Origin of the sequence: Streptosporangium sp. NPDC049644, assembly GCF_040675205.1 — a bacterium.
Classification (GTDB): Bacteria; Actinomycetota; Actinomycetes; order Streptosporangiales; family Streptosporangiaceae; genus Streptosporangium; species Streptosporangium fukuiense.
In genome coordinates, this window is record NZ_JBFAOJ010000170.1 from 1 (window position 1) to 9,700 (window position 9,700).

Consider the following 9,700-nt stretch of genomic DNA (forward strand, 5'->3'; position numbering starts at 1 on the left):
ACAGTCCTCCGCCTTGTGCGTATCTCATGATGTCGGTGTACCCGGCAATCAAGGCACGTCAGAACCTACGACACCACGAGTTCAACCTCAGTAGGCAGGCGGCAGAGACTGCAGAGCGTCAAATGGTGGTTTGTGATGAGATGGACAGGCGTCAGCCGGTGTTTCCACTGATTGACGAAGGAAGGCTACCTGCCATTGGGCCGCGCTTTCGTGACGTAGCCGGTGGGCGCCAGGTTGTCGATGCTGTTGAGTCTGCCCATCGTGGCCAATGCCGTTGCGCCGAACTGTTCTGAGTGACCAACTGGGTGACAATGACCACGGACGGAGCCGGACAACAGTGGACGGTCGTGGACTGTACGCCCAGGTCAGGGCTGGTATCCGCCCTGGTCGCGCCCCCGCTCTGATCGCCTTACAAGCGAGATGTCACTGGTTCGAACCCAGTAGTGCCCACCAAAATGGCTCTGACCTGCGTTAAATAGGCCAGAGCCTTTCGTGGTTTTGGGCGGGTGTCGGGACTGCGGTGCTTGGTGATCGCTCGCCATCCTGGCTTGCCGTCAGCTTCGCAGATGCCAACGAGCCTGAGGACGCGGCGAACGTGGCGTCACGGATGCTGGACATGTCGCTCGACCTCACCACTCAACGCGCCCGCGTGGTCCTGGTCCGGCTCAAGCCCTACGCCGATGTTCTCCAAATGCGCGAGCTGCTGACTCGCTCCACACGTTTAAGATCTCCACAGCAAGGGAGAAGGGACTTTTGTGACGTTGGCGATACGCTGAGTTGCCAAAGCTCCTCTTGGATCAGCATAAGAAATTTATTATGCTGGAGTGAACTGGCAGATAGTGATCGTTCCAGAGGTCCGGGACTGGCTTCACGAGCTACGGAAGGCGGATCGGCAGACGCTCCTGCTGATCGCTGCGGCCTTGGATCGGGTCGCCGAGGAGGGGCCCGGTTTGGGGCGGCCCTTGGTGGACACGCTTCAAGGATCGACCATCCGTAACCTCAAGGAGCTGAGACCTGGATCCAGCGGGCGGAGCGAGGTGCGGCTTCTCTTCGTTTTCGACCCCTGGCGTCAAGCAGTGTTCCTGGTCGCTGGAGACAAGTCCGGCGACTGGAGCGGTTGGTATGACGTGGCGATCAAAACAGCAGAGGCGCGTTTTGCCCGATACCTCAAAGAGGGGGAGCAATGAGCGATCAGGTGGTGACATGGGAGGAACTGCGTGCTGAGCTTGTCCAGCCCGGCGATGAGCAGGAGGTCGCTCAACTCCGCGATGGGCTCGTAGCTCGCCAACGTGCCTACCAACTCGCTGAAGCCAGACGCAAGCTCGGCCTACGGCAGGAGGATGTCGCTCAGGCGATGGGCGTGTCACAGGCCCGCATCTCACAGATCGAGAGCGGAGTGATCAGCGAAGTGGCCACCCTGGCTGCTTACGTAACGGCGCTCGGTGGTCAGCTCAAGATCGTGGCCGACTTCGGCGACTCGGCCATGGTGCTCGACACGCCTCGCGGTCGTCGTACGGGGTGATCTTGCCCATGATGGATGCCGTAGTTCCGGTGTTCTTCTCTCCCTTGCGGGCTTTCGTGTTGCTGTCGCGCGGTCTGACCGCGTTTCGTAGCTGAGTGACCAACTGGGTGACAACGACCCCGGATGGGGCCGGACAACGATAGGCGGCCATGGACCGTACGCACAGGTCAGGGTCAATGTCGGCTCTGGTCAGGCCCCTGCTCGGATTGCCTGCTCAGCGAGATTCTGACACGCTGCGACGGCACGCAGGCCTGGAAACTCGCGCTTCACCTGTTCTGGCTTGCCGTCGCCTTCGCAGACGCTGACGAGCCCGAGGAGGTGGCGAACGCGGCGTCACGGATGCTGGACATGTCCGCCGACCTCACCGGCGACCGCACTACTCGACGTGCCCGCTTGGTCCTGGTCCGGCTCAAGTCCTACGCCGATGTTCCCCAAGTGCGCGAGCTGCTGACTCGCTCCCCGATGAGCGTCTGACCTCTCTGCCTGTCACTGCGGCCGACCGCATGGGCGCGAAACCGGTCACCGGTCACGAACCGCGGCACCGAGGAATCGTGTGCTCAGCATGTCCTCGGAGAAGGAGAGGCCGGTGATCTTTTTCGCCAGGGCGAAGGATCGTGGGAAGGGGGCATCGATGCCGGGCCCCTTCCAGAACAGGCCGACTTCGTGCATCTTGCCGATCAAGCGGTCTGGATCACTGCCCCAACGTGTACCAGGAACCAACTGATCGAAGCATGTGATTTGTTCACCGTCGACCGCGTAGACGAAATAGTCCGAGGCATGGATGTTGCGATAGACCGACACGACCTCGGTCGACTGGGAGAGGCTACGCAGTAGGGGCCCGTTAAGGCCGATCGATCCAGTCCAGAGCTGGATCAGCACGGTCCAGCCGTTCACCCCCAGCGCGCCCACGTAGCTGGTGCGCATGTTGTCGGAGTCGATGTACTCCATCGTTCGTTCCTGGTGCTTTTCAAAGGTCACCTCTTCGATCTTGCTGCTGTCCGAACCAAGACGCATCAACGCCTCGCGAGGGCTGAGGGACCGGGCGAAGGTGACACAGGAGACGTGATGGAACGGGCCGTGCTTTGCAAGCCAGCCGAATTCTTCGTGCGAGTCCGTCACCGTATCTCCCTTGATCGCTTACGTGCGATGATGGCAGCCGTACCGACAGGGACAGCGTTGCTCGCAGCGCCTCGGAAGACGTAAGCCTGAGTGACCAACTGGGTGACAACGACCACGGACGGGGCTGAACGCTGGTGGACGGCCAGAGACCGTAGCCGCAGGTTAGGGCCGATATCGGTCCTGGTCGCAGACCCGCTCGGATCGCCTTACAAGCGAGATGTCACTGATTCGACCCCAGTAGTGCCCACCAGCCAGAACGCCCCGTATCCGATCTTCGGAACGGGGCGTGAGTGACTAAGGGGTCGCGCAGATAGACGCAGACTCCCCTGGCAGAAAGTCTTCCGTCGCCTCGGCCGGCTGCTACGGGACGCCGCGCCATCGTCGCGATCCAGGCTACGGCAGGGACGGTCTCTCGGACGCGCCGGATCTAGTGGCCCGGAGGAAGCGGGCGCCCCACTCCTGGACGTGCGCGGCGAACTCCGGCGGCCCCAGCACCTCGAACTCGGCGCCCACGTTGCCCAGCGCCTGGGTCGGCCAATCAAGGGAGGTCGAGGTCATGGTGAGCCGGCAGGTGTCGTGGTCGAGTGGTTCGATGGTGCCCCACTGACCGACCACCTGCCGTACCCGGGTCGCAGGGGCGTGGACGAGCGTCTCGACCCGATACGGGGCCGGGGCGTCGCTCGCCGCCTGGACGAAGGCCGCGGCGTCCTCGGCCGGGAATGGACGCGGCCGAAATCGCATGCTGGTCCCGGCCGGCTCGGTCAGCCGGTCGAGGCGGAAGCTGCGCCAGTCGTGCCGGGTCAGGTCGTAGGCGACCAGGTACCAATGCCCGCCGAGGGCGACCACGCGGTACGGCTCGACCTCGCGGTCGGTGGGTGCGGAGCCTCTGGCCGTGTAACCGAACCGCAGCCGCTCCTGGTCCCGGCAAGCCTGGGCGACCGCGGTGAGCACCCCCGCCGCGACGACCGGCCCGGGCGCGGCGACGGAGAGGGTCATCGCCCGCAGGGCGTCCACCCTGGCCCGCAGCCGGGGCGGCAGGACCCGTACCACCTTGGTGAGCGCGCGCAGCGACGCCTCCTGCATCCCGGCGATGCCGCTCTGTGCGGCGTCGCCGATGCCCACCGCGAGGGCTACTGCTTCCTCGTCGTCCAGCAGCAGCGGCGGCAGGACGGCGCCGGGCGCGAGCTGGTAGCCGCCGTCGGTGCCCCGGGCCGCGCCGACCGGGTAGCCGAGCTCACGCAGCCGGTCAACGTCGCGGCGCAGGGTCCGCTCGGATACTCCGAGCCGCTCGGCCAGTTCCGTGCCGGGCCAGTGGCGGTGGGTCTGCAGCAGCGAGAGCAGTCGGAGAGTCCGTGAGCTGGTGTTCGCCATACCGCCATCCTCGCTCGACTTCCGGTCAAAAAGTGACCGGAAGCCTCTTTAGGGTCGATTTCGCAGGCCGTACCGAGATAAGGACCAAGAAATGATCACCCGTGAGATCCAGCTGGCCGCACAGATCGTCGGCATCCCCACGCTCGACCACTTCACTGTCGCCACGACCGAGGTGGACGGCGAGGTTGTAGTGCGGGCTGACCAGGTAGGGCTCGCCGCGACCTACCTGGAGTTGATGCGCGCGGACTGCACCATCCCGGTACCGGCCTGGCAGCCGGGCCGGCGGGTGGGCGTGGCCGCCATCGGCACCGTCGTCCGGTCCGACAGCCCCGAGCTCGCGGTCGGCGACCTGGTCCAGTCGATGACCGGCTGGAGCGAGTACTCGGCGGGCCCAGCCGCCCAGTACGTCAAGCTTGATCCCATCGCGGACCCCGGCTACTACCTCGGTCAGGGGCCGACCGCCTACTACGGGATGGCCGACGTGGCGGGTGTCGGCGAGGGCGACGTGGTGTTCGTCTCCGGCGCGGCGGGCGGGGTCGGCTCGCTGGCCGGGCAGATCGCCAAGTGCCTGGGCGCGGCGCGGGTGATCGGCAGCGCCGGCAGCCCGGCCAAGGTCGACTATCTGGTGGATGAGCTCGGCTACGACGCCGCGTTCGACTATCACGACGGTTCGCCGGTCGACCGGCTCCGCGAGCTCGCACCCGAGGGCATTTCGGTGTTCTTCGACGTCGTGGGCGGCGAGCAGTATCAGGCCGCGCTGCAGACGGCCAGGCCCGGCTCCCGCTTCGCGCTGTGCGGCTCGCTGTCCAGCCAGCTCGGCGGTGCGGCGGAGCGCTTCCCCGAGCCCGATCACGCCGCGGCCCAGGCCCGGGGCGTCGAGCTGCTGCCGTTCTCCTGCCACCACACCACCGACCAGATCGCCGCCTGGCGGGAACACTTCAGCACCTGGCTGGGCGAGGGTTGCTTCGTCTACCCGCAGACGGTCATCAAAGGCGGGATCGAGGACGTGCCGCAGGCGTTCCTGTCTCTGCTCCAGGGGTCCTACCGGGGCAATGTCTCGGTGCGGCTGTCGTGACGACCCTCTCGAACAGGGCCCTGAACCGGGCCCTGCTGGGCCGCCAGTTTTTGCTGGCCCGCACCGATCACACCCCGCTGGAGGTGATCGGGTGCCTGGTCGCGCTGCAGGCACAAGAGCCCAACTGGCCCTACGTCGGGCTGTGGAGCAGGATCCACGGCTTCACCCACTCCCAGCTCACCACACTGCTGCAGGACCGGAAGGTGGTCCGCTCCGGCCTGCTCCGCAGCACCCAGCACCTCGCCGCGGCCGATGACTTTCGCCGGCTGCGGCCGCTGCTGCAGCCCGTGCTCGACCGCACCGCCCGCTCGGCGTACTTCGCCCGCAACAGCGCGGGCCTGGACCCCGCCTCGCTGGTCGCCACCGGGCTTGAGCTGCTGGCGGGCGGAACGACACCGCGAAAGGAACTGGCCCGACGGCTGGCCGAACGCCACCCAGGCCGCGACGGGCGCATCCTCGCCGGAGAGGTTGAGCTCAGAGCCCCCCTCATCCACAGCCCGGCCACCGGCACATGGGGCTCCTGGGGCACCCGGTCGGCCGTCTCCGTCACGCCCGCCGAGACCTGGCTCGGCCGGCCCATGGCCCCGGTGACCGCCAAGGACCTGATCCGCCGCTATCTGGCAGCGTTCGGCCCAGCCGGGACCATGGACGTACAGGCCTGGTCCGGGCTGACCCGCCTCGGCGAGATCGTCTCCGACATGCGCGCCGAACTGCGCCACTACCACGACTCCGACGGCAGGGAACTGATCGACCTGGCCGACGCGGAACTGCCCGATCCCGACACGCCCGCGCCCGTGCGACTGCTGCCTGCCTTCGACAACGCCCTGCTCGGCCACGCCGACCGGACTCGCATCATCAGCCACGAGGACCGAAAGCACGTGATGCCCGGCCAGGCACAGGTACGGCCCACCTTCCTCGTGGACGGCCACGTGCACGGAAGCTGGTCCCTCGAAGGCGTCACCCTGCGCCTCACTCCGTTCCGCCTGCTGTCCGCGATCGATCGGGCGGCCTTGGAGCAGGAGGCGGAGCGCCTGCTGCCGTTCGTGGGAGGCGAGAATGTGTCCTACAGCAGCCCGATCGCGATCAGGTCGTCCTGAGCATCCACCCCGGCATCGACCGGGACCCCAGCCAGGCAAGGTAAGCACAGGTCAACAGGGCACAAGCTGCGGCGTCATCGCAATCGCCCAGGAGTTCCCGAACTCCACGTTGGCGGTTTCGCGGCCAACGCCGGGCAGCGTGACCAGGTTCTCCGACGTCGGGTACTTCGCGAATAAGAAGGCATCAGCGCGGATAGGTAGGGACTTACGGGCGTCGCCTCGGGCGGTTGTCCCAGCGGTGAGTTGTCCAGGATCGTCGGATGAGGCTGTGGACGGTGATGATCGCGTCCGCGAAGTCGAAGAAGGCGTCGATCACGATGGCGCGGCGTTCGTAGCAGCGGGCCAGGCGGCAGAAGGCGTTCTGCCAGGCGTGGGTGCGCTCGACGTGCCAGCGCTGGCTTGCCCGGACCGGGCCTTCTCGCCCTTGTGGGCTATCCGGCCGCGCAGGCCATGCTCATTGAGCAGGGCGCGGGTTCGGGACGTGCCCGGCATCGAGGCGCGCTTCGGAGACGAGCACATCGCGATGAGCGTTTTCCGCTTCGACTCCGAGATGCTCGTGACCCCGCACCTGGCCAAGCTCGTCGGCTATGACTCGCCGATGATGCACCTGCGCCGCCACCAGGACGACGGGCTGTTCGACCGGTTCAGGTACCACGCCTCAGAGCTGTGGAGCAACAGCCGGGATGTGTGGGCGGAGGAGCCCAACCAGCGCACGGAGAGCACCAGTTCTGGGTGACAACGGCCACGGACGGGGCTGGTCCCGATGCTTCACCGCGGTTTCGTACGTTGACCTGGGACCGCGTCGCCTGGGCACGTGCTCGCGCCGGAGAGGCCCAGTCGGCGCTGAGAGCGCTGAGCGAGGCGAGTGCGGTCCTGGCAAGCACGTCCGGAGCCGACAAAGACGTCCCCCCAGGTGCGTGAGCTGCTGACCCGCTATCCCAAAGCGCCTGCGCCTGCCGGCAGACCGGTCTCCATACAGACCTGCCGATCAGTCATCCAGGGGTTCCTCGCCGGGAAAGCACGGTTCCAGCATCTCTGGGGAGAAGTGGAGACCGGTGATCCTGCTCGCCAGGGCGAACGACCTCTCGATCGGGAAGTCGATGCACGAGCCGTCTAGGTCGATGTCGTAGTCGGGGTCCAGACCGACCTCGCGCATCTCCTCGACGAAACGGTCCGGATCGGTGCCCGATCGATCGTCCGGGAGTACCGGGTCAAACTGGACGACCGGCTCGCCGTCGACGATGTAGGCGAAGGTGTCCGAGGCGTAGTCGTGGCGGCAGACCGACACGACCTCGGTCCCCTGTGAGATCGGGATGTATATCTGTGGGTCGACGGCGATCTGCCATCCTCCTGGTTCGACGACCAGGGTCCAGTCGCCGATCTTCGCGGTGCCGATGTAGTCGGCCGCGTCGTCCCCCGTGCTCTCCGCCGAGCGCTCGTCTGGTTCGTCGACCGCCACCGCCTCTTCCGTGGTGCTCCCGTTCACGCGAAATCGGCGGAGGACCTCCTTCGGAGCAAGACCTCGGACGAAGGACACACAGTAGATCTCATCCAATTCTTCGCAGTCGGAGAGCCAGCGGAATTCCCCGGGGCACTCTGTCATCGTCACTCCTTCGATCATGTGAGCGGCATGATTGCAGCCTTCGCCGACAGAAGGGGTTCGGAGGTCCGATTGGTGAAGGAACGTCGGTGGACGACCTCGGCCCAGGGATGTCTTCTGGGTGACAACGACCACGTGTCGATCTGAAACCGACAGACATGGTTAACACTGGGACCTTAGCGGGAGGCTTCACCCTCTGTAGTCACATTCAGTTCTGAGGGAAGGCTGTTCGGCGTGTCGCGATGAGCTCGGTGCTTCGGTCAGTGGCAGCGCATGTCGAACCCGGCTTCGTGGCCTCCGTCGAAGAATTCCACGATGACGTCCTTGAACCCGTCCCGCCATGATCCACTCGGATTGATGTAGACGGCGCCGGAGAGCTCACTACCTGCGACACCCTCGATCGCGGCGGATTCGTAGTAACGCACGATCTCGGCCTCGGGCAGCTTGGTGAGCAGGGGCATGCGGACCAGATAGTCGCAATGATTGCCGTTGCCCGACTGAAGACCGACCGTGCCTTGCACCGCTGCCCCGAGATCATGCTCCGTGTCGGGCGGGAGCGCGAGCATGCTCACCCGTTCCTCCAGCCGGGCCAGCTTCTCATCGTTCTGCCACTCGGGGATCTTGAAAATGACGTAGGCGACGATCGGAGCGAGGAGCGCCAGGCACACGAAGAACGGCCACCTGCTCCGCTGCTTCGGTAACGCCCCCGGGACCGTTTCGGTGAGCACCATGCCATCCTCCAGAACGCTCATCGGGCGATCACCATTCAACAACACGGACTGCTGATTGTGCCGATGCTGAGAGCTCGGGCGACGGACGATCCGGGCCTGCCTGGTGAGATTGCGCCCATGCCTTCAGGTCGGCACGGATCGTGGCCGTGTCGCTGATCGGCTGATCGTTAGCGAGCTTGCTGCCCCACCCCCGACGCGGGCAACTCGCAGCGAGCAGGTCAGAATGTCATTTCAGATGATCGCCCAATCGTGCGGCGGATGCTGGGCATACCCAGGCCCACGATGCTTGTGCGGGCAGCCGCTTCCCTCATGACCTGGAGCTTCTGATCGGCGGCGGCGAAGGTGGTCTCGATCGCGGCGACTTCGCCGAGCCGGCCTTGTTGCTTGGCCTCGGCGAGGCGGTCGATGAGATTGGCGTGGATCTCTTCGAGCCGGGACTTCTGAGCTGGGTCAACGCGAAGGAAGGGGCATCTGACGCAAGCGTTTTCATGCGCGCAAGGGGGTCCATAGTCGCGGCCGCATACTCCAAGCCCGACTTTCCGCAGCTCGAAGTTTCTCTGCACTTTGTCAAGCGCTGGCCTGGCGGATGGGTCTGCCATCCTGTGCGAGTGAGCGAGAACAATTCGGCGCGGAACCCTGAGCTTGACTGGGTGCGGGTGGTGTTCGACCTTGAACCCGTGAACGGGTGGCCTCCTGCGCGGACCGAGCGTTTGTGGGCGGTCAAGGTCGGCGACGATCGCGCCCGGCTGGGCAATACCCCTTTCTTCGCCCGTGGCTTTGCGCTCGACGATGTTGTCGTGGTCGCGCCCGACGAGGACGGGGTGCTGTGGGTGAAGCAGGCCGTGGAGTACTCCGACAACTGCACGATTCGGATCATCCCAGCGGAAGGTGGCCGTCGAGTCGATGTGCGGCAGACGGTGCTGGACGCCTTTGCGCCGTTCGGGGTTGAGGGCGAGGGGATTGAGCAGTTCGGAGTGGTCGCGCTGAACGTTCCGGCTGCTGCTGACATTTCTGCGGTGAAGCGATTCGTGATTCAAGGTGCGGAAGAGGGCCGGTGGCACTACGAAGAGGGCTGCGTCACTCCAAGGTGGCGGAACCTGTCAATTTAATCAAGGCAGTTGAGCTGGGCTAATTCTGTGTCGGCTGTTCTGGCGTGTCCTTCTGCTCGTTCGTGTCGTCGTTCTT

At 65.4% G+C, this 9,700-nt stretch carries 12 protein-coding genes and 1 pseudogene; 7 read left to right on the forward strand and 6 right to left on the reverse strand.

The features are described from left to right. Window positions 1–824: 824 nt before the first annotated feature. The 3 genes from AB0J58_RS42890 (at window position 825) to AB0J58_RS42900 (ending at window position 1,996) form a co-directional block, all read left to right on the forward strand. Window positions 825–1,187, forward strand: a complete 363-nt coding sequence (locus tag AB0J58_RS42890) for a type II toxin-antitoxin system RelE/ParE family toxin (protein ID WP_344744769.1) — start codon at window positions 825–827, stop codon at window positions 1,185–1,187. Further along, a complete protein-coding gene (locus AB0J58_RS42895; RefSeq protein ID WP_364227187.1) occupies window positions 1,184–1,522 on the forward strand; it encodes a helix-turn-helix transcriptional regulator in 339 nt (112 codons plus the stop codon). Before AB0J58_RS42890 ends, AB0J58_RS42895 begins: the two co-directional genes overlap by 4 nt. 318 nt (window positions 1,523–1,840) lie before the next feature. Further along, window positions 1,841–1,996: a hypothetical protein gene (locus AB0J58_RS42900; protein WP_364227190.1), complete on the forward strand. Its 156-nt coding sequence runs from the start codon at window positions 1,841–1,843 to the stop codon at window positions 1,994–1,996. Between the two features lie 45 nt (window positions 1,997–2,041). Here the strand turns inward: AB0J58_RS42900 and AB0J58_RS42905 are convergent, their stop codons facing one another. Together AB0J58_RS42905 and AB0J58_RS42910 are read right to left on the reverse strand one after the other, a co-directional pair. Continuing rightward, window positions 2,042–2,641: a DUF6461 domain-containing protein gene (locus AB0J58_RS42905; protein ID WP_364227193.1), complete on the reverse strand. Its 600-nt coding sequence runs from the start codon at window positions 2,639–2,641 to the stop codon at window positions 2,042–2,044. 393 nt (window positions 2,642–3,034) lie between these two features. Further along, window positions 3,035–4,012 (reverse strand): YafY family protein, encoded by a 978-nt coding sequence (locus tag AB0J58_RS42910; protein WP_364227195.1) that lies wholly within the window; start codon window positions 4,010–4,012, stop codon window positions 3,035–3,037. 91 nt (window positions 4,013–4,103) lie between these two features. On the opposite strand from AB0J58_RS42910, the gene AB0J58_RS42915 reads away from it, so the two are divergent. Next, a complete protein-coding gene (locus AB0J58_RS42915) occupies window positions 4,104–5,087 on the forward strand; it encodes an NADP-dependent oxidoreductase (protein ID WP_364227198.1) in 984 nt (327 codons plus the stop codon). Next, window positions 5,084–6,184: a winged helix DNA-binding domain-containing protein gene (locus tag AB0J58_RS42920; protein WP_364227200.1), complete on the forward strand. Its 1,101-nt coding sequence runs from the start codon at window positions 5,084–5,086 to the stop codon at window positions 6,182–6,184. Before AB0J58_RS42915 ends, AB0J58_RS42920 begins: the two co-directional genes overlap by 4 nt. Before the next feature lie 205 nt (window positions 6,185–6,389). Here the strand turns inward: AB0J58_RS42920 and AB0J58_RS42925 are convergent. Further along, a pseudogene (locus AB0J58_RS42925) lies at window positions 6,390–6,667 on the reverse strand (IS5/IS1182 family transposase); the annotation flags it as partial. Here AB0J58_RS42925 and AB0J58_RS42930 point away from each other — a divergent pair. Continuing rightward, a complete protein-coding gene (locus AB0J58_RS42930; protein ID WP_364227203.1) occupies window positions 6,666–6,920 on the forward strand; it encodes a hypothetical protein in 255 nt (84 codons plus the stop codon). The pseudogene AB0J58_RS42925 and the gene AB0J58_RS42930 sit on opposite strands and share 2 nt — an antisense overlap. Window positions 6,921–7,172: 252 nt before the next feature. Here the strand turns inward: AB0J58_RS42930 and AB0J58_RS42935 are convergent, their stop codons facing one another. The 3 genes from AB0J58_RS42935 to AB0J58_RS42945 all read right to left on the reverse strand — a co-directional run bounded on the left by AB0J58_RS42935 (window position 7,173) and on the right by AB0J58_RS42945 (window position 9,078). Beyond that, window positions 7,173–7,805 carry a DUF6461 domain-containing protein gene (locus AB0J58_RS42935; RefSeq protein WP_364227206.1) on the reverse strand — a complete coding sequence of 211 codons (633 nt, stop codon included), beginning with the start codon at window positions 7,803–7,805 and terminating at the stop codon, window positions 7,173–7,175. Window positions 7,806–8,044: 239 nt separating this feature from the next. After that, window positions 8,045–8,536, reverse strand: coding sequence for a hypothetical protein (locus tag AB0J58_RS42940; protein ID WP_364227209.1), 492 nt, complete (start codon window positions 8,534–8,536; stop codon window positions 8,045–8,047). Between the two features lie 197 nt (window positions 8,537–8,733). Then, window positions 8,734–9,078 carry a hypothetical protein gene (locus tag AB0J58_RS42945; RefSeq protein WP_364227212.1) on the reverse strand — a complete coding sequence of 115 codons (345 nt, stop codon included), beginning with the start codon at window positions 9,076–9,078 and terminating at the stop codon, window positions 8,734–8,736. Between the two features lie 45 nt (window positions 9,079–9,123). Here AB0J58_RS42945 and AB0J58_RS42950 point away from each other — a divergent pair, with 45 nt between their 5' ends. Continuing rightward, on the forward strand, window positions 9,124–9,624 hold the full coding sequence (locus tag AB0J58_RS42950) for a DUF4265 domain-containing protein (RefSeq protein WP_364227215.1): 501 nt from the start codon (window positions 9,124–9,126) through the stop codon (window positions 9,622–9,624). The last annotated feature ends 76 nt before the right edge of the window (window positions 9,625–9,700 follow it).

Excerpts from the sequence above, each read along its gene's own strand:
- AB0J58_RS42895 (WP_364227187.1), top strand. The coding sequence starts at position 1,184 with ATGAGCGATCAGGTGGTGACATGGGAGGAACTGCGTGCTGAGCTTGTC.
- AB0J58_RS42910 (WP_364227195.1), bottom strand. The coding sequence starts at position 4,012 with ATGGCGAACACCAGCTCACGGACTCTCCGACTGCTCTCGCTGCTGCAG.
- AB0J58_RS42915 (WP_364227198.1), top strand. The coding sequence starts at position 4,104 with ATGATCACCCGTGAGATCCAGCTGGCCGCACAGATCGTCGGCATCCCC.
- AB0J58_RS42935 (WP_364227206.1), bottom strand. The coding sequence starts at position 7,805 with ATGATCGAAGGAGTGACGATGACAGAGTGCCCCGGGGAATTCCGCTGG.
- AB0J58_RS42940 (WP_364227209.1), bottom strand. The coding sequence starts at position 8,536 with ATGAGCGTTCTGGAGGATGGCATGGTGCTCACCGAAACGGTCCCGGGG.